General features: G+C 65.6%; 19 protein-coding genes. 12 read left to right on the top strand and 7 right to left on the bottom strand.

Annotated features, from left to right (window positions below):
- Positions 1 to 107 precede the first annotated feature (107 nt).
- The 9 genes from ccmC (at position 108) to VO57_012750 (ending at position 8,487) form a co-directional block, all read left to right on the top strand.
- Positions 108 to 836, top strand: a complete 729-nt coding sequence (ccmC, locus tag VO57_012790) for a heme ABC transporter permease CcmC (GenBank protein XBL69002.1) — start codon at positions 108 to 110, stop codon at positions 834 to 836.
- The gene (ccmD, locus tag VO57_012785; protein XBL69001.1) at positions 836 to 991 is read left to right on the top strand and encodes a heme exporter protein CcmD; all 156 of its coding nucleotides are present in this window, start codon (positions 836 to 838) and stop codon (positions 989 to 991) included. Before ccmC ends, ccmD begins: the two co-directional genes overlap by 1 nt.
- Entirely contained in the window at positions 988 to 1,470 is a 483-nt protein-coding gene (gene ccmE / locus VO57_012780) for a cytochrome c maturation protein CcmE (GenBank protein ID XBL69000.1), read from the top strand. The genes ccmD and ccmE overlap by 4 nt, the downstream gene beginning before the upstream one ends.
- Entirely contained in the window at positions 1,467 to 3,428 is a 1,962-nt protein-coding gene (locus VO57_012775; protein XBL68999.1) for a heme lyase CcmF/NrfE family subunit, read from the top strand. The genes ccmE and VO57_012775 overlap by 4 nt, the downstream gene beginning before the upstream one ends.
- Positions 3,425 to 3,952 carry a DsbE family thiol:disulfide interchange protein gene (locus VO57_012770; protein ID XBL68998.1) on the top strand — a complete coding sequence of 176 codons (528 nt, stop codon included), beginning with the start codon at positions 3,425 to 3,427 and terminating at the stop codon, positions 3,950 to 3,952. Before VO57_012775 ends, VO57_012770 begins: the two co-directional genes overlap by 4 nt.
- Positions 3,953 to 3,978: 26 nt before the next feature.
- Positions 3,979 to 4,371 (top strand): cytochrome c-type biogenesis protein, encoded by a 393-nt coding sequence (locus VO57_012765; protein XBL71339.1) that lies wholly within the window; start codon positions 3,979 to 3,981, stop codon positions 4,369 to 4,371.
- Positions 4,368 to 5,111: a cytochrome C biogenesis protein gene (locus VO57_012760; GenBank protein ID XBL68997.1), complete on the top strand. Its 744-nt coding sequence runs from the start codon at positions 4,368 to 4,370 to the stop codon at positions 5,109 to 5,111. Before VO57_012765 ends, VO57_012760 begins: the two co-directional genes overlap by 4 nt.
- Before the next feature lie 121 nt (positions 5,112 to 5,232).
- Positions 5,233 to 7,161 carry a potassium transporter Kup gene (locus tag VO57_012755; protein XBL68996.1) on the top strand — a complete coding sequence of 643 codons (1,929 nt, stop codon included), beginning with the start codon at positions 5,233 to 5,235 and terminating at the stop codon, positions 7,159 to 7,161.
- Positions 7,162 to 7,251: 90 nt separating this feature from the next.
- A complete protein-coding gene (locus VO57_012750; GenBank protein XBL68995.1) occupies positions 7,252 to 8,487 on the top strand; it encodes a potassium/proton antiporter in 1,236 nt (411 codons plus the stop codon).
- Between the two features lie 11 nt (positions 8,488 to 8,498).
- On the opposite strand, the gene VO57_012745 is transcribed toward VO57_012750, so the two are convergent.
- The 5 genes from VO57_012745 to VO57_012725 all read right to left on the bottom strand — a co-directional run bounded on the left by VO57_012745 (position 8,499) and on the right by VO57_012725 (position 13,926).
- Positions 8,499 to 9,155, bottom strand: coding sequence for a septation protein IspZ (locus VO57_012745; GenBank protein XBL68994.1), 657 nt, complete (start codon positions 9,153 to 9,155; stop codon positions 8,499 to 8,501).
- Between the two features lie 90 nt (positions 9,156 to 9,245).
- Complete coding sequence (ftsY, locus tag VO57_012740; protein XBL68993.1) at positions 9,246 to 10,187, bottom strand: signal recognition particle-docking protein FtsY; 942 nt, start codon at positions 10,185 to 10,187, stop codon at positions 9,246 to 9,248.
- On the bottom strand, positions 10,184 to 11,359 hold the full coding sequence (locus tag VO57_012735) for a MiaB/RimO family radical SAM methylthiotransferase (GenBank protein XBL68992.1): 1,176 nt from the start codon (positions 11,357 to 11,359) through the stop codon (positions 10,184 to 10,186). Before VO57_012735 ends, ftsY begins: the two co-directional genes overlap by 4 nt.
- Positions 11,356 to 12,165: a diaminopimelate epimerase gene (dapF, locus tag VO57_012730; protein ID XBL68991.1), complete on the bottom strand. Its 810-nt coding sequence runs from the start codon at positions 12,163 to 12,165 to the stop codon at positions 11,356 to 11,358. Before dapF ends, VO57_012735 begins: the two co-directional genes overlap by 4 nt.
- A gap of 78 nt (positions 12,166 to 12,243) precedes the next feature.
- Entirely contained in the window at positions 12,244 to 13,926 is a 1,683-nt protein-coding gene (locus VO57_012725) for an EAL domain-containing protein (GenBank protein XBL68990.1), read from the bottom strand.
- A gap of 202 nt (positions 13,927 to 14,128) precedes the next feature.
- On the opposite strand from VO57_012725, the gene VO57_012720 reads away from it, so the two are divergent.
- A complete protein-coding gene (locus tag VO57_012720; protein ID XBL68989.1) occupies positions 14,129 to 14,521 on the top strand; it encodes an EVE domain-containing protein in 393 nt (130 codons plus the stop codon).
- 189 nt (positions 14,522 to 14,710) lie between these two features.
- A complete protein-coding gene (locus tag VO57_012715; protein ID XBL68988.1) occupies positions 14,711 to 14,881 on the top strand; it encodes a CsbD family protein in 171 nt (56 codons plus the stop codon).
- A gap of 63 nt (positions 14,882 to 14,944) precedes the next feature.
- Here the strand turns inward: VO57_012715 and VO57_012710 are convergent, their stop codons facing one another.
- Positions 14,945 to 16,624: a thiamine pyrophosphate-dependent enzyme gene (locus VO57_012710; protein ID XBL68987.1), complete on the bottom strand. Its 1,680-nt coding sequence runs from the start codon at positions 16,622 to 16,624 to the stop codon at positions 14,945 to 14,947.
- A gap of 137 nt (positions 16,625 to 16,761) precedes the next feature.
- Here VO57_012710 and VO57_012705 point away from each other — a divergent pair, with 137 nt between their 5' ends.
- Positions 16,762 to 16,953 carry a hypothetical protein gene (locus VO57_012705; protein ID XBL68986.1) on the top strand — a complete coding sequence of 64 codons (192 nt, stop codon included), beginning with the start codon at positions 16,762 to 16,764 and terminating at the stop codon, positions 16,951 to 16,953.
- Here the strand turns inward: VO57_012705 and VO57_012700 are convergent.
- Positions 16,950 to 18,263 carry an MFS transporter gene (locus VO57_012700; protein ID XBL68985.1) on the bottom strand — a complete coding sequence of 438 codons (1,314 nt, stop codon included), beginning with the start codon at positions 18,261 to 18,263 and terminating at the stop codon, positions 16,950 to 16,952. The two genes, VO57_012705 and VO57_012700, sit on opposite strands and share 4 nt — an antisense overlap.
- Positions 18,264 to 18,329: the final 66 nt, after the last annotated feature.

The following is an 18,329-nucleotide window of genomic DNA, read 5'->3' as shown; positions in this document are numbered from 1 at the left end:
GGCTCGCCCCGATCAGGCCGGGGGTGATCCCGCGGCCTGCGGGCAAAAAACGCGACGAATCCTTGCGCGCAGCCCGCGCGGGCGGCATAGGGGCAGGCGATAAAATCATGCATGGTTTCGCTAATCCCCGCCGGTTTCTAGGTCTCGCGAAAAGGCTGACACCGATCCTTCTCGTTGTGGGCCTGCTGGCCTCGACGGGCGCGATCGTGTGGGGCCTCGTCATGGTGCCGCCCGACCGCCTGATGGGCGAAACCGTGCGGATCATCTTTATCCATGTGCCGACCGCGTGGCTTGGCATGGCGGGCTGGATGACGATCGCGGGGTCGAGCCTTGCGCTGCTCGTCTGGCGCCACCCGCTCGCGGCTCTGGCCGCGCGCGCCGCCGCCATTCCGGGTGCGGTGTTCACGGCGATTTGTCTCGCCACCGGGTCGATCTGGGGCCGGCCGACGTGGGGCACCTGGTGGGTGTGGGACGGGCGGCTGACCAGCATGCTGATCCTGCTGTTCCTCTACCTCGCCTATATTGCGCTCAGCCAGGCGGTCGACCGCGAGGGTGCCTCGTCGCGACTGCCCGCGATCTTCGGGCTGGTCGGGGCGGTCAACATCCCGATCATCAACCGTTCGGTCGTGTGGTGGAACTCGCTTCACCAGCCGCCCAGCATCACCACCGGTGGCAGCAGCATCGACGGGGTGTTCCTGTGGCCGATGCTGATCGCGATGCTGGGCTTTACCTGCCTGTTCGCCGCGACCGTGCTGATGAACATGCGCGCGCTGCTGGCACAGGCGCAGGCAGAGGCGCGGTTGCGCCGCCGCGCGATGGAAGCGGAGCCCGCCTGATGGTTCGCGAAGCCCTCTCCCAATGGGACTATGTGATCGCCGCCTATGCGATCGCGATTCCGGCGATCGCCGCGCTGCTGATCCTCAGCTGGCTGCGGATGCGCCGGGCAGAGCGTGCGCGCGACGAAGCGCGGCAGAAGGGTCGCAAGGGATGAATACGCAGAAGACCGGCCTCGCCCCCAAGCATCAGCGGCTGATCCTGGTGGTCGTCGCGCTGCTGGTGCTGGTCGCGGCAGGAATGCTCGCCGCGTGGGGCCTGCGCAGCCAGGCCGACTATTTCTATCTGCCCGAGGATATCGCCAAGAACCCGCCAGAGCCGGGCCGCGCGATCCGCCTTGGCGGGATGGTGCAGCAGGGCTCGATCCGCACGCTGTCGGACGGCGTGACCATCGCCTTCCGGGTGACCGGGCGCGAAGGCAATGCGATTCCCGTGACCTATCGCGGGATCGTGCCGGACCTGTTCGTGGAAGGATCGGGCGTGATCGCCAACGGCCGGCTGGCTACCAACGGCACTTTCGAGGCCGAGACCCTGCTCGCCAAGCATGACGAGAACTACACCCCGCGCGAACTCGAAGGGCTGAGCGATCAGGCCATGCACGAAGTGCTCGAAGAAAGCGCAGCAGGCACGCCGTGATTGCAGAGATCGGTCTTGCTGCCCTGTGGCTCGCCGCAGGGCTCTGCGCATTGCAATTCATCGCCGGGGTTCTCGGGGTGCGTGAGGCGGGCGCGGACGGCGCGGTTCATCCGGTCAGCGCGCTCGCGCGGCCTGCGGCGGTGGTGCAGGGCCTTCTGTTGCTGGTCGCCTTCGCCTGCCTGCTGCGCGTGTTCGCGGTGACCGACCTGTCCGTGTCGCTGGTCGCGGACAACAGCCATGTCGACAAGCCGTTCATCTACCGCCTGGCTGCCGCTTGGGGGAACCACGAAGGCTCGATGCTGCTGTGGGTCACCATCCTGGGCCTGTCGGGCGGGCTGGTCGCGCTGTTCGAGCGGCGGATGGACGATCGCTTCATGAAGGCGGTGCTGGCTGCACAGGCGTTCATCGCGCTCGGCTTCCTTGCCTTCCTGCTGTTCAGCTCCAACCCCTTCGCGCGGCTGAACCCGCCGGCCGATTTCGGGGCCGGGCTCAACCCGCTGCTGCAGGATATCGGCCTCGCGTTCCACCCGCCCACGCTCTACCTCGGCTATGTCGGCCTGTCGGTTGCGTTCAGCTTCGTCGTCGCCGGGCTGGTGACGCGCCAGGCCGGGCCGGAACTCGCGCGCGTCATGCGCCCGTGGGTGCTTGCGGCGTGGGTTGCGCTGACCCTCGGCATCGCGGCGGGCAGCTACTGGGCCTATTACGAACTGGGCTGGGGCGGCTGGTGGTTCTGGGACCCGGTCGAAAACGCATCGCTGATGCCGTGGCTCGCCGCGACCGCACTGCTCCATTCGGTCAGCGTGCTGGCGGCGCGTGACGCGCTGCGCACCTGGACGATCATGCTGGGCGTGGTCGCCTTTTCGATGAGCATGGTCGGCACCTTCCTGGTTCGCTCCGGCATCCTCACCAGCGTGCACGCCTTCGCCGTCGATCCGGAGCGGGGGGCCTTCATCCTCGGCCTGCTGGCGATCTATGTCGGCGGTGGCTTCGGGCTGTTCGCGCTGCGCGCCGGTGCGCTGGCCGAGGGCAAGCGCTTCGCCATGGTCAGCCGCGAGGGCGCGCTGGTGTTCAACAATGTTATGCTGAGCGGCATTCTGGCAGTGGTGCTGCTGGGCACGCTGTACCCGCTGGCGGCAGAGGCGCTGGGCACGCGCGTGTCGATCGGCCCGCCCTATTACAATCCGGTCAGCGCGATCTTCGCCGTGCCGATGCTGCTGGTCCTGCTGGTCGGGCCGCTGCTGCGGTGGAAGCGTGACAGCCTGTCGCGCATCGCGGTGCCGCTGGCGATCGTCGGCGCGCTGCTGGCCGCCTCTGTCACCGTGCTGGTGCTGTTCACCGATGCCGGGGTGCTGCCGATCCTCGGCCTTGCAATCGCCGTTGCACTCGCACTGGCCAGCTGGCTGCCCCTGCGCGGGCGCAGGCTCAAGCTCGTCCCGCTGGCTCTGTGGGGATCGATGCTGGCCCACTTTGGCGTCGCCGTGAGCCTTGCCGGCATGGCCAGCGAAACCGCCTTCTCGATCGAGCGACTGGTTGCGGTCGAGGCTGGGGAGAGCGTTGCGCTCGGGCCTTACCAGGTCACGCTGCAGGAAGTGGACCCCGTGGCGGGCCCGAACTGGACCGCGCTGGAAGGGCGGCTGGCGATCACCGGGGGCGGCGTCGACACCGTGCTCCGCCCGCAGGCCCGCTATTTCACCGATCCCCCGCAAAGTACGAGCGAAAGCGCGCTGCTGACCCGGTGGGACGGACAGTTCTACGCCATCCTCGGCGATGCGGCGGGTGAGGGGCGCTGGCAGCTGCGGCTGTGGTGGAAGCCGTTCGTCACGCTGATCTGGTACGGCGCGCTGCTGATCGCGCTGGGCGGATTGCTGTCGATCTTCGGCCACCTGCGCGCCAGTGCACGTTCGCGCCGTATCCGCGAGGAAGTGGCCCGTCGCAGGGCGGAAAAGGCATTGCTGTGAAAAAGCTCTGGCTCATCATTCCGCTGATGCTGTTCGCCCTGTTCCTGGGCGTTGCGGCCTATCAGCTGACCCAGCCGCGCGACACGCTGGTCCGCAGCACGATGATCGGCAAGCCGCTGCCCGCGTTCGATCTGCCCGGCGCGACCGACGACGCACCGCGCGTCGCCTCGGGCCTGTTCGCCGATGGCCAGCCGCGCCTGCTCAACGTGTGGGCGACCTGGTGCGTGCCCTGCATCGCGGAGGCTCCGCAGCTGGAGGAACTGGCGAAACGCGGCGTGCCGATCGTCGGCATCGCGATCCGCGACGAGCCGGAGGCAATTGCGCAGTTCCTTGAACAATACGGCGATCCCTACGCCGCGATCGCGCGCGACGATATTGCCGAGGTGCAGCTGGCGCTCGGTTCCAGCGGGGTGCCCGAAACCTTCGTGATCGATGGCAAGGGCATCATCCGCCACCAGCATATCGGCGATATTCGCGAGAGCGACGTCGACGAGATCTACGCCAAGTGGGAGGCCGCAAAGTGACGCCATTTCCGCTTCTGGCCGCAGCGATGCTCTCGCTCAGCGCACCCATTGCAGGCCCGGCGGCGGGGCAGATGACCTCTTCCGCGCCGCTGGCGAACACCCAGCTTGCCGATCCGCAGCAGGAGGCGAGCGCGCAGGCGCTGATGGAAGAACTGCGCTGCCTCACCTGCCAGTCGCAGTCTATCGCCGATAGCAATGCGCCGATGGCGGGTGACATGCGCCATCAGGTACGCAGCCGGATTGCGGCGGGCGAAAGCCCCGAACAGGTCCGCGCCTGGCTGGTCGAACGCTATGGCGACTACGTGAGCTACCGCCCTGGGCTCGATTCGGCGACTTGGCCGCTCTTCGCGCTGCCGGTGCTGTTCCTCCTGGTGGCGGGCGCGATCCTGTTCCGGCGGCTGGGGAGGCGCGGCGAATGATCGGCACCTGGATCGCAATCGGTGTGCTTGCACTCGCCGCGTTCGGCGTCGCCTGGCTGGTGGCGGGCGAGGGACGCCGCGTGTGGACGCTGATCGCCTCCGCACTGGTCTTCGCGCTGGCGGGCTATGCGTGGCAGGGCTCACCCGACCTGCCCGCAAGCCCGCGCTCCGCGAAGGTCGAGGTCTCACCGACATCGGAGTCGCTGATCGATCTGCGGCGCAGCTTCTACAATATCGAAGGCATCATGCCCGCGCGCTTCGTGGTGACTGCGGATGCGTTCTCGCGCCGGGGCAAGCATCGCGACGCCGCTGGACTGCTGCGCAACGGGGTGCACGAAAACAGTGAGGACGGGGAGGCGTGGCTGGCGCTGGCGCTCGCTCTTGCCGAACAGACCAAGGGGCGGGTCACGCCGCCGGTGGAATACGCGTTCGAGCGTGCCCGCGCAGCCTCGCCGGGCAATCCCGCGCCGTCCTATTTCCGCGGCATCGTCTCGATGCGCGGCGGTGCACTGGGCGAGGCGCGCGAGTTCTGGGCGCAGGCGGTCGAGGATGCACCCGAAGGTGCGCGCGGCCGCGATTACGTCGCTGCGCAGCTGGAGCGGCTGGACGGCGTGATCCGCGTGCTCGGAGAACGTGCGATGGAGGAGCGCCCCGCGATGCAGGGTGCGCCCGGAATGCAGCCACCCGGGTCGCAGCCGCAGATGGGTCCCGCTCAGCCGGGGCAAGAGCCGACACGCTGATCGCAACCGCGCGCGATGTTGCACTTGCACACGGGCACTGCTAACCGCGCCCGTCGCACCCGACAAACGCACTGGTTCGTCGACGCCGGGTCCGCAACAGGTTGAGCATCGCGAAGATTTTATGAGCGGAGCATCCGTCCAGCCGGGCCTGGCACCGGAAAAATTCACCGAGTCGCACTCCAGCGGCTCGAAGGCGGCGCTCGCTGTGGGCGCGGTCGGCGTGGTCTTTGGTGATATCGGGACCAGCCCGCTCTACGCCTTCCGCGAGACGTTTCTGGGCGAACACAGCCTGACGATCGACAAGCTGCACATCTATGGTGTGGTCAGCCTGATCTTCTGGTCGATGACGCTCATCGTCTCGATCCAGTACGTCACCATCCTGATGCGCGCGGATAACAAGGGGCAGGGCGGCACGCTGGCGCTGGTTGCGCTGCTCTCGCGCTATATCGGCAAGTCGCGCTGGGGTTTCCTCACCGTCGTGCTGGGCGTGTTCGCGACCGCGCTGTTCTACGGCGACTCGATGATTACGCCCGCGATCTCCGTGCTTTCGGCGGTCGAGGGCTTGACCGTGGTCAACACCGGGCTGGAACCGCTGGTCATTCCCATCGCGCTGGTCCTGCTCGTCGGGCTGTTCCTGATCCAGCGACGCGGCACCGCCGCCGTGGGCAAGCTGTTCGCGCCGATCATGATCGTCTATTTCAGCGTGATTGCGGTGCTGGGCACGATCCAGATCGTCCAGAACCCCTATATCCTGCAGGCGCTCAACCCCTGGTACGCGGTGCAGTTCTTCCTCACCGACGGCTATATCGCCTTCCTCGCGCTGGGTTCGGTCGTGCTGGCGGTGACTGGGTCGGAGGCGCTTTATTCCGACATGGGCCATTTCGGCCGCGGCCCGATGCGGCTGAGCTGGTTCGGCTTCGTGATGCCCTGCCTGCTGCTCAACTATTTCGGGCAAGGAGCGATGATCGCGGCGATGGACCCGGCGGAAACGCTGGAGGCGATGAAGAGCCCGTTCTTCGTCATGGCGCCCGACGTGCTGCGCCTGCCGCTGGTGATCCTCGCCACTGCCGCGACCTTCATCGCCAGCCAGGCGGTGATCTCCGGCGCATTCTCGATCACCCACCAGGCGATCCAGCTGGGCTTCATCCCGCGCCTGTCGACCGAACACACCAGCGCGACCGAGCGCGGGCAGATCTACATTCCCTTCGTCAACAATGTGCTGATGGTCTCGGTCATCCTGCTGGTGCTGATGTTCCAGTCCTCGACCAACCTCGCCAGCGCCTATGGCATCGCGGTGACCGGCGCGATGTTCATCGACACGCTGCTGATGGGCGTGCTGCTGATCGCGGTGTGGAAGTGGAAATGGTGGCTGATGGTGCCGGTGTTCCTGCTGTTCGTCTTCGTCGACGGGGCATATTTCGCGGCGAACCTGCCCAAGGTGCCTTCGGGTGGCTGGTTCCCGCTGGTCGTCGGTGCTTTCGCCTTCCTGCTGCTGACCACCTGGTCGCGCGGGCGCAAGCTGATGCGCGAACGGATGGGCGAGGTTGCACTGCCGATCGAGATTTTCGCCAAGTCCGCGCAGAACAGTGCCACCCGCGTACCGGGTACCGCGATCTTCATGGCGTCGAGCACCGCCGGTGTGCCATCTGCGCTGCTGCACAATATCAAGCACAACAAGGTGCTGCACGAACGCGTGGTGATCCTGACGGTCGAGATTCAGGACGTGCCCTATGTCGACCCGGAGCAGCGCTGCGAGTTCACCGAGATCGGCGACGGTTTCTACCGTGCGGTGCTGCGCTATGGTTTCATGGACGAAACCAACGTGCCGGAAGGGCTGAAACACATGAGCCGTTGCGGCGGCAAGTTCGACATGATGGACACCAGCTTCTTCCTCAGCCGCCAGACGCTGCTGCCGGGAGACAAGCCGGGCATGCCCGTATGGCGAGAGAAGATCTTCAGCTGGATGCTGCGCAACGCGGCGAGCGCGATGGAGTTCTTCAGCCTGCCGACCAACCGCGTGGTCGAGCTGGGTTCTCAGGTACGGATCTAGAGTTCTGCAAGACGCCATCCGCACGTAGCGGGTGTACGGCATCGACGGTTTCCCCTTGTCACCTTGCCGGTGATCGTCTTTCACGGGCCTATGCTGAGCCTTAGCCCGGAAGTCGCGCTCCTCGTCCTGGGCATTCTGCTTCTCGCCACGGTCTTCGCAGGCTCGATTTCGAGTCGGTTCGGATTGCCCGCGCTGATCGGCTTCCTGTGCCTGGGCATGCTGGCCGGGGTGGATGGGCCGGGCGGGATCGCGTTCGACGATTACCTGCTGACCCAGGGCGTAGGCATCGCGTGCCTCATCTTCATCCTGTTCTCCGGCGGCATCGACACCGACTGGCGCGACGTGCGCCGTGTTGCCACGCCCGCGCTGGTGCTGGCCACTGGCGGCGTTCTGATCAGTGCGGGGATCATGGCGCTCGCGGCAAACCTGCTGCTGGGGTTCAGCCCGTATCAGGGCTTCCTGCTCGGCGCGATCATCGCATCGACCGATGCGGCCGCGGTGTTCGCCATCCTGCGATCGACCGGGCTCGACCTGCATGGCGACGTGCCCGCGCTGATCGAGGTGGAATCGGGCTCCAACGATCCGATGGCGATCTTCCTCGTCGGGGCGGCACTGATGTTCATCACCGTACCGGACTTCTCGCCGATCACGCTGGTCCCGCAATTCCTGCTCCAGATGGTGCTGGGCGCGGCGGTCGGCTTCGGCGCGGGATATCTGCTGCCCGAGATCCTCAAGCGCTCGCAATACCGCCACGGTGGGCTGGCGTTCGTCATTTCCATCGCCGCCGCGCTGATCGCCTACGGGCTGGCATCCGTCCTTGGCGGAAACGGGTTTCTTGCCGCCTATGTCGCAGGTCTGACCGCAGGCAACCGGACCTACCGCGCGAGTACGATCGTCTCGACCTTTCAGGACGGGCTGGCGTGGCTGGCGCAGGTGGTCATGTTCCTTACGCTCGGCCTGCTGATTACGCCGTCCAACCTGACCGGCGTGATCGTGCCGGGCCTCGCCATCACCTTCATCCTGATGTTCATCGCCCGCCCGATGAGCGTGTTCGTGTGCCTCGCACCGTTCCGTCAGTTCGGCTGGCGCGCCAAGCTGTTCGTGTCATGGGCGGGGCTGCGCGGCGCGGTGCCCATCGTGCTCGCCACGTTCCCCATAGTCGCGGGCGTGCCGAGCGCGTTCACGATCTTCAACATCGTGTTCTTCGTGGTTCTGCTGTCGAGCATCATCCAGGGGCCGACGATCAACTGGCTGGCCAACCGCCTGGGCCTGCGGGCCGAGCAGGATGTGGTCGGCCCCGTGCCTGCGGATGACGCGGAGCTCTAGGCTCCGGTAATCTAAGCGCCCGTCGGCGGCTCTTCCTCGACCAGGCCTTCCTTGCGCTCAGGGTCGAGCCCGTTCCTCAGCAGCATCGGGATCTGGCTGAAGGTGAACGCGAAGCTGAGCCCCATGAACACCCACAGCTTGGACCACAGCCAGTCCTCGAAGCTCAGGTTCATGCGCAGCACTTCGTTCAGCACCGCCAGGAACAGGAAGAAGAAGCCCCAGTTGCGCGACAGCTTGAGCCAGCCTTCCTGGCTGAGCCCTTCGAACGCGGCCTCCAGCAGCCATTGCAGGAACGCCTTGCCGCGCAGCCAGCCGATCAGCAGCACCACCCCGAAGAAGGCGTAGAGCACGGTCGGCTTCACCTGCACGTAGAACGGATCGCGCAGCAGGATCGTCATCCCGCCGAAGCCGACGATCAGCACGGTCGACAGCATCAGCATCTTGGAAATCTGCCCGGTCAGCAGCTTACTGGCGATCAGTGCGGCGATGGCGGCAACGATGAAGGCGCCGGTCGACTTGATGATGGCGACGAGTGTGCCGACGGAATCATCGCCATCGGGCCGGAAGAGGTAGAACGAGAGCAGGAAGACGATCAAAGGACCATAGTCGATCGCGACGTTGAGCCAGCCTGACCTGGTCTTCTTGGGCGGCGTTTCGGTGTCGGTCATCAATGTCTTCCCGTGTCGTTACGAGCGGCGCAGCCGCGCGGCATTCCATGCTCCAGGTCGGTCGCAAAAGCGAATCGCAATGACGACCTGTCAGGCCACCCCTGCGATGACGCGCGCGACCAGATCGGGGTCGAACGGGCGCAGGTCGTCGAGCTGTTCGCCCACGCCGATGGCGTGGATCGGCAGACCGTATTTTTGCGCCGCCGCCACAAGGATGCCACCGCGTGCGGTGCCGTCCAGCTTGGTCATGATCAGCCCGGTGACGCCTGCGACCTCCTGAAACACGTCGATCTGGCTGAGCGCATTCTGGCCATTGGTCGCATCGAGCACCAGCACGACATCGTGCGGCGCCTCGGGGTTGAGGCGGCCGAGGACTTTGCGGATCTTGGCCAGCTCATCCATCAGCTCGCGCTTGTTCTGCAACCGGCCGGCGGTGTCGACGATCAGCGCGTCGGTGCCTTCATCGGTCCCGCGCTTGACCGCGTCGAACACGATCGAGGCGGGGTCGCCGCCCTCGGGCCCGCGCACCAGCGGCACGCCGACGCGGTCCGCCCAGGTCTGCAGCTGGCCGATGGCGGCTGCGCGGAAGGTGTCGCCCGCCGCCAGCATGACCTCGTAATCGTCTTCCATGAAGAGGTGCGCAAGCTTGGCGATGGTGGTGGTCTTGCCGCTGCCGTTGACGCCGATCACCAGGATCACCTGCGGGCGCGGGAAGGCGGTGACCTCCAGCGGCTTGGCGACCGGGCGCAGGATCGCGGCGATTTCGTCCGCCACCGCCTCGCGCAGCTGGCGTTCGGTAATCTCCGCACCGAAGCGCTGTTCGCGCAGCGCCTCGCGCACGCGGCCAGCGGCTTCGGGGCCGAGGTCTGACATGATCAGCGCATCCTCGATCTCGTCGAGCGTGGCGTCGTCCAGCCGGGTGTTGCCCCGCGTCTGGCTGACGGGCGCGATATTCTCGCTCAGGCGGTCGGAGGTCTTGCGAAAGCCGCCGAGCAGGCGGTCGCTCCAGCTGGAGGAGCTCTGTTCGCTCATGCGAGCATCCCTTCGATGATCCGGGTGGGGGTAATGGAGGCGATGGTGCCCGGCGCGGTGCCTTCGGGCAAGGCGACGCGTGCGAAGTGCGGGGTGTAACCGCTGCCGTCCTTTTCGGCGAGCACTGTGTGGCGCTGGCCGATCAGGCTGGCGAGCCAGCCATCGCGGGTGCGTCGCACGGCGGTACGCAATTCGGCAGCGCGCGCCTTGATCGTGGCGACGTCGACCTGCGGCATCCGCGCGGCAGGCGTCCCCGCGCGCGGCGAGTAGGGAAAGATATGTCCGTGGACGATCCCGCATTCGGCAATGATCGAGAGATTGTCCGCATGATGCGCGTCGGTCTCGGTCGGGAAGCCGGCGATCAGATCCGCGCCGATCGCGATCTCGGGCCGCCGCGCCTTCAGCCGCGCAACCAGATCGACCGCGTCACCGCGCAGGTGCCGCCGCTTCATCCGCTTGAGGATCAGGTCGCTGCCATGCTGGAGCGAGAGGTGCAGATGCGGCATCACCCGCGGCTCGCCTGCGATCAGATCGAATAGCGCGTCGTCGATCTCGATCCCGTCGACCGAGGACAGGCGCAGGCGCGGCAATTGCGGGAATTCATTCAGAATTGCAGAGACCAGCGCGCCGAGTCGTGGCTCTCCCGGCAGATCATGGCCCCAAGAGGTCAGATCGACCCCGGTCAGCACCACTTCCTGCGTGCCCTCGATCAGCCGCGCTTCGACCGCGCGCAGCACGGTGGCGATTTCGTCCGACCGGCTGGTGCCACGGCCCGCCGGGATGCTGCAGAAGGTGCAGGCATGGTCGCAGCCGTTCTGCACGCCGACGAAGGCGCGGGTGCCCTGCTGGCGCAGTGCAACGCGCGGCTCGGGAACGTTCCAGCTGCGCGCGTCGAGCTTGGCTTGATTGGCAACGAACCCGTCGACCTCGTCCATCGCGCCCAGCGCCTCGCGCTCGGTCTCTGCGGCGCAGCCGGTCACCAGCAGGCGCGCTGCCGGATGCGCCTTGCGCGCACGCCGGATCGCCTGCCGCGTATGGCGCACCGCCTCGCGCGTGACCGAGCAGGAATTGACCACCACCAGATCGGGCTGCGCCTCCACCAGCGCGGCGATCCGCTCGCTCTCGGCGTGGTTGAGGCGGCAGCCGAGCGATATGACACGGGTTTCGCTCAAGAATAATCGTCCAGCTCGAAGGTGCCGCGAAACGCTTCGCTGGCAGGGCCGGCCATGTGGATGCCGCCTTCCTCGTCGTGGCGGATGGTCAGCGTGCCGCCGGGCAGAGTCACCTCGACCTCGGCATCGACCAGCCCTTGGCGATAGGCGACGGTCGCGGTGGCGCAGGCCCCGGTGCCGCACGCCAGCGTGAGCCCGGCACCGCGTTCCCACACACGCAGCCGGATCGCCTTGCGCGACAGGATCTGCGCGACATTGACGTTGATCCGTTCGGGAAACAGCGGGTCGGTCTCGATCTCCGGGCCCAGCGTCTCCAGCGGCACGGCGCGCGCGTCGTCGACGAAGAACACGATGTGCGGATTGCCGACATTCACCGCGCTCGGCCGTTCGAGCATGTCCCAGCCCAGCGGCATCTCACGCGTGTCCATCGCGTAGGCGAGCGGGATGTCCTGCCAGTGGAACCGCGCGCGGCCCATCGCGGCTTCGGCCATGTTCTCGCCCGGCCGCACGCGCAGCGTGCCGCCGGCGGTGGCGATGCTGGCGGGCTGGCCATGCAGGACCGCGACCGCGCGGGTCGCGTTGCCGCATGCCTCCACCTCGCCGCCGTCGGCATTGTGGATCCGCATCGCGAGGTCCGCCTCGTCCGACGGGCCGAGCACGATCAGCTGGTCGAAGCCGATCCCGCGATGCCGGTCCGCCAGCGCGCGGATCTGCGCGGTGTCGAGTGAGGGCAGGTCGATCTCGCGCCCGTCGAGGATCACGAAATCATTGCCCAGACCGTGCATCTTGATGAAGGGAAGGCGCATAGTTCTGCGCACTTATGGCGGGGTGGCCCCCGCGTAAAGGCCGTGCGCGTATAATGCGAGGCGTGCGCCGCGTGAGGCTCAGGCGCTCTTTCGGTGATCGGGATCGGGAGCGGGCTGCGCACCGGTTGCCACCGCGTTTTTGGCAAGCAGGTCGAGCTCGCCCAGCCGCTTGACCACCGCGGCCGCATCTTCCGGCTTGCCGTAGAGATAGCCCTGGCCCTTCATCTCGCCCATGCCGCGCAGGGTTTCGAGGATCGAGGCATCTTCGATCCCCTCGGCGGTGATGGGGATTTGGAGGCCCTGGCCCAGCGAGACGAGCGTGTTGACGATATGGTCCTGTTGCTCGCGATTGTGCATCAGCTCAGGCGAGGCCTGCGCCACGCGGCGCAGCTCGCCGACGAAACTCTTGTCGATCTTGACCCGGTCGAAGGGCAGGGTGCGCAGCTGGGTGAGGGTGGAAAAGCCGGTTCCGAAATCGTCGAGGCTGACACGCACGCCCAGGTTCTTGAGGCTGACGATCATCGTCTGCACCGCGCCGAGATTTTCCTGCAGGCAGGCTTCGGAAATCTCCACGTCCAGCCGGTGGGGCGGAAAATCGCTGCCCAGCAGCAGCTTCAGCAATTTCTGCGGCAGCCAAGGATCGCGCAGCTGGACCGGAGAGATATTGATCGACAGGGTCAGGCTGGGGCTCCAGCTCTGGGCGTCGATCAGCGCGCGGCGTATCAGCATTTCGGACAGCGGGCCGATCAGGCCGCAATTTTCGGCGATCGGAATAAAGATATCCGGGCTGACTTCGCCCAGTTCCGCCGAATGCCAGCGGGCGAGCATTTCGAAGCCGACCAGTTGCCCGGTCTCAAGGTCGATCTGCTGTTCGTAATGAGGGGTGAACTCGCCGCGTTCGAGCCCGGCGCGAATCGCCGTTTCCATCTCGCGTCTAATCCGCGCCTCGGCCTCCATCGAAAGATCGAACCAGCAGAACCGGTTCCGGCCTTCCTTCTTGGCCTGATACATTGCGAGGTCGGCGCGACGCATCAGTTTGCGCGCCGCCGTTTCCAAATTCTCGATCGGCTCTTCGGGCCGGTGAACCGCTATACCTACCGAGATGGTCACCTCCAACGAACCGACCTCGGTATCGATCGGCCTGGCAATATTGCCGGTCATCTCGCATGCCCACAGTTCCAGACTGTCGGGATCATCCTTTACCAGCGGCATGATGAACGCAAATTCGTCGCCACCCAGGCGCGCACAGTCCCCGCCGGGCGGCGTCATCGACTTGAGCCTGCGGGAGACTTCCAGCAGCACCTCGTCGCCGGCCTGGTGACCATTGGTGTCGTTGATCTCCTTAAAGCCATCGAGATCGATCATCACAAAACCAGCAGCGTACTGCGTGTCGCCAATCGCGGCGAGGGCGTTCATCATTTTCTCGGTCGCGCAGCGGCGGTTGAGGCAACCGGTGAGAGGGTCGATCTGCGAAAGGTGTCGCGCCTGTTCTTCGGCCTCGCGGCGCTGCTCGATCTCGTTGCGCAGATCGACATAGCGACGCCATCCGAAGATGATCAGCGCGATATTGAGGAGCAGGGCATTGACCAGTGCAGTGTCGGGCGGTGCGGCGCTGCTGTCGAGCCAGTGCCGGGCAACCTGCGGCATCACCGTGCCGCCGATGCCGACGAACAGGATAATGGCTGCCGTGGCGATGCCCAGCATCACCACGTCGCGCTGCGCCTTGTCGAGGCGGGGCAGATCGTTGACCTTGTCACCCATGAGGCGTGGCAATCTTCATCCTGAGAATGGGGTTTCCCGTCCGAGTCGACTCACTTTTGGCAGCAGGTCTTGAAAATCGGGTAAATGCGCCGTGCGAAAGTCGCACCGATTGTCGCAGGCGTGCCATGGACCCTAGGCACGATCACGCGTTCTCCCAGAGGACGCCACAGATTCAAGGGAGCAGACATTGCGCTACTGGCTGATGAAATCGGAACCCGACGTTTACGGGTGGGACGATCTGGAAAAGGAAGGCACCGGCGTGTGGGATGGTGTCCGCAGCCATCAGGCGAAGAACAATCTTGCCGCGATGGAGGTGGGCGACCAAGCGTTCTTCTACCACTCCAATATCGGACGCGAGATCGTCGGCATCGTCGAGATCGTCGAGGCCCACATGACCGACCCGACCGACGAGACGGGCAAGTGGGCTGCGGTGCGCGTGAAGCCGAAGACCAAGCTGCCCAACGTCGTGACCCTGAAACAGGTCAAGGCGGAGCCCCAGTTGGCGGATATGCAGCTGGTCAAGCTCTCGCGCCTGTCGGTGGCCGAGGTGATGCCAGACGAATGGTCGCTGATCCTTTCAATGGCCGGGGTCTGAGGCGCTTTCCGCTCATTCCGACAGCCGCCATTGGTTCCGAAACTATGATAGGTGGAGCGTTACGAAGCTCTGGTCGCAAGTGGCACTCGCTTTGGCGCATTCGGCACTATTAAAGGGAACGTAAGCCCCTGTTTCTCTGTTTCTTTATTACATCGGCGATGATGCCGACGCACGAAATGGAGAACGATGATGGGTGAACTGAAGAGCAAGGTCGAAGGGAACGTCAACGAAGCGATTGGCAAGGCCAAGAAGCAGTCCAACGATCCCGAAACGCGCGCCGAAGGCCGCGGTCAGGAAGTGAAGGGCAAGGCCCAGCAGGCCAAGGGCGAAGTCCAGGGCGCGATGGGCGACGATATCTGATCGTCACGCGGTGAAGTGAAAAAAGGGGTGGTGCCATTGCGGCGCCGCCCCTTTTTCGTCGCGTCAGGCCTTTGCGCGCAGACCGCTGACGGTCGCGCCGCTTGCAGCGAGCTGTTCGATGTCGATCTTGGCGTGGATCAGCCGCAGTCCCTTGCGTCCCTTCGCCTCGATCAGGGCATCCTCGAATTCGCCGGTGGTGGAGGCAGTCGCGCTCCAGGCGCCGAAACTCGCGGCGAAGGCTGCGAAGTCTGGATTGACCAGGTGGGTGGCCGAAATCCGTTCGGGAAACTCGCGTTCCTGATGCATCCGGATCGTGCCGTAGCCGCTGTTATCGACCACGATCGCCAAAAGATCGCAGCCCGCCTGCGCCGCGCTTGCCAGTTCCTGTCCGTTCATCAGGAAATCGCCATCGCCCGCCACGGCGACCACGGTTCGCTCCGGAAAACGCTGCGCCGCCGCGACCGCCGCGGGTACACCATAGCCCATCGCGCCGCAGGTCGGCGCAAGCTGGCTGGGATAGCCCTCGTAACGCCAGTAGCGGTGCCACCAGCCGGCGAAATTGCCCGCGCCGTTGCAGATTATCGTGTCGGCGGGCAGCGTGTCGCGCATGAACTGCACGCACGCCGCGAGGTCGAGCGGGTAGCTGTCGCTCGGTGTCGCTGTGGCCCACTCGGCCCATTCCTGGTGCGCTTGTGCACCCGCGTCGAATGGCAGCGGATCCTCGCCCGCCCATAGCGCCGCGCTCTCTGCAAATTCGTCCATGCTGGCGCAGATGGAGAGGTCGGCAGGGTAGACGCTGCCGATTCCCGCGGGGTCGGGATGGACGTGGATCAAGGTGCGCTCCTTGTCCCCCAGCGGCGGGATGCGGTAGCCGTCGGTGGTTGCCTCGCCCAGCCGCGCGCCGACCACCAGCAGCAGGTCGGCCGCCTTGACCCGCTCGACCAGCTTGGGGTTCGGGCCATAGCCCAGGTTCCCCGCATAGACGGGAGAGGACGGCGAAATCGCATCCTGCCGCCTGAACGCCGTCGCCACCGGCAGGCCCAGCCGCTCGGCAAACAGCTGGAAATACTCGCGGGATTTTGCGTTCCAGCCCGCCCCGCCGATGATCGCGAGCGGCGCGGCGGCATCGCCGATCAGCGCCATCATAGCCTGCATTGCATCGGGGCACGGCGCCTGTGCGGGACGCGTCACGGCCGCCCGGGGAAGCGCTTCGGTCGCGTCGTAAAGCATGTCTTCGGGCAGGGCGAGCACCACCGGGCCGGGCCGCCCGGAGATCGCGGTGGCATAGGCACGCGCGATATATTCGGGAATCCGGTCTGCCCGGTCGATCCGCGCGCTCCACTTGGAGATCGGCGCAAAGAAGGCGGGAAAGTCGATCTCCTGAAAGCCCTCGCGATCGCGCATGTCGCGCCCGACGTCGCCGATGAACAGGATCATCGGCTGGCTGTCCTGCATGGCGACATGCACCCCGATGCTGGCATTGGTCGCGCCCGGCCCGCGGGTGACGAAGGCAACGCCGGGCCGCCCCGATCCCGCAGCATTCATCGCGCCGTCGGCACAGGCCATGAACGCCGCGCCGCCTTCCTGCCGGCAGGTCGTCACATTGATCTGCGGTACGTCGACCAGCGCGTCGAGCACCGGGAGAAAACTCTCGCCCGGGACGGTGAAGATGCGATCGCAACCCTGCGCAGCAAGGCAATCGACGAGCAGGCGCGCAGCCTGCGGAGTTTTGTGGTCAGCCATCCGCCCGCGTCTAGAGCGCGCTGCGGCGGTGGGCAATCGTCCGGCGCGTTAACGCTCCAACGCGGGCAGTGTCCCACCTGCGGACGGGTGGGAGGGGCCGCTCGCCAATCCTTACCAAAAGGTTAAGCCTCCTTCGCATGAGACGTTCGCTTGTTCTGACCAACGAATCCGCGCGGCATCCCTTTCGCGCTTCGCTGCCCGTGCGGCCCGATCTGCGGCGCGACCTGATGGTACGGCGCACGCGCTGGTCCTTCGGGCGAAGCGACTGGGCCGGCTTTCTCGGTGCCTATGTCGTGTGCCTTGCCGGCGCGCTGATGTTCATCTTCTAGTCGAGGTGGACGCTCGGGAGATGCTCCTCGGCGTGGAGCTTGCGGGCCATCCAGCAGGTAATCAGGCATAGCGCCACACTGGCCAGCAGCTGTTCTGCAATCGATATGCCCAGATAGGTCATAACCAGGGCCAGCACCGATCCGAACACCATGTAGCTGGAACTGATCACATTGGTCGCAGCGATGGTGCGCGATGCCATGTTGCCTGCAACCCGCGTGGTCAGGAAGGCATAGAGCGGCACCACGAAGATGCCCCCGGCGACCGAGATCATCAGCAGGTTGATCATCAAGACCCACGCCAATGGATAGGTCAGGAACTCGGGCACCGTCAGGAAGGGGCCTTCGAGGCCGGTCGGCCACTGGCGCACGAACACGTAAAAGAGGACGAGGAAGAAGCCCATCGCCACCACCCCTGCGGGGGCATGGCGGGCCGAAACCTCGCCCTTCAGCAGGTGATTGATCACCACCGATCCGATTGCGATCCCGATCGAGAACATCACGATGAACAGCGTCGCGACTTCCTTGTTGGCGTGGATCACGTTCTTCACCAGCGGAGGGAACTGGATGAACAGGATCGCGCCGACCATCCAGAACACGCTGATCGAAAGCGTGGCCAGCCAGACGACCCGGTCTTTCCGGACCGAGCGGATAAGCGCGATGGAAGAGCGCAGGATGTTCCAGTCGATCGGCTCGATCTCGCCCAGCGCCGGGGCGGCGGGGATCTGGCGGCTCATCGCGTAGCCGACCAGCGCGGTCATGATGATCGCCACCATCGCTGCCTCCACCGGAATCCAGCCTGCGATGATCGTGCCGAACAGTATCGCAACATAGGTGCCAGCCTCGACCAGGCCGGTGCCTGCCAGCACCTCGGTCTTGCGCAGATGCTGGGGCAGGATCGCGTATTTGATCGGCCCGAGGAAGGTCGATTGCAGCCCTGCCAGAAACAGCGCGAACAGCATCAGGGGCACCGCCACGCTGTGCACCAGCGTATCCTGCCAGGCCAGGAAAAGCCCGGCTGCGCCGATGGTCATGATGCCGATCTCGCACAGCTTGACCGTGCGGATGATCTTCGCCTTGTCGCGCATGTCCGCCAGCTGACCGGCGATCGCGGACACCAGGATGAACGGCCCGATGAACAGCCCGGTCGCGATCGCGCTGAAGACGGTTTCCGTCTCGGGGTCGCTGTAAACGGCGTAAACCACGAACAGGACCATCGCGGTCTTGTAGAGATTGTCGTTGAAAGCGTTGAGCAGCTGTGTGCAGAACAGCGGCAGAAAGCGCCGCCGTCGCAGCAATCTCAACGTCGTCATAAATCCACTCCGGCGCGCTTGGCCGCACCACTTGCCTGCGCCGCGTTAGAACAGGCCAGCGGCATG

It is taken from the genome of Citromicrobium bathyomarinum (genome assembly GCA_001306305.2).
Classification (GTDB): Bacteria; Pseudomonadota; Alphaproteobacteria; order Sphingomonadales; family Sphingomonadaceae; genus Alteriqipengyuania; species Alteriqipengyuania bathyomarina.
Note: the sequence above shows the minus strand (reverse complement) of the source record. Positions and strands in the feature narration are given on the sequence as shown.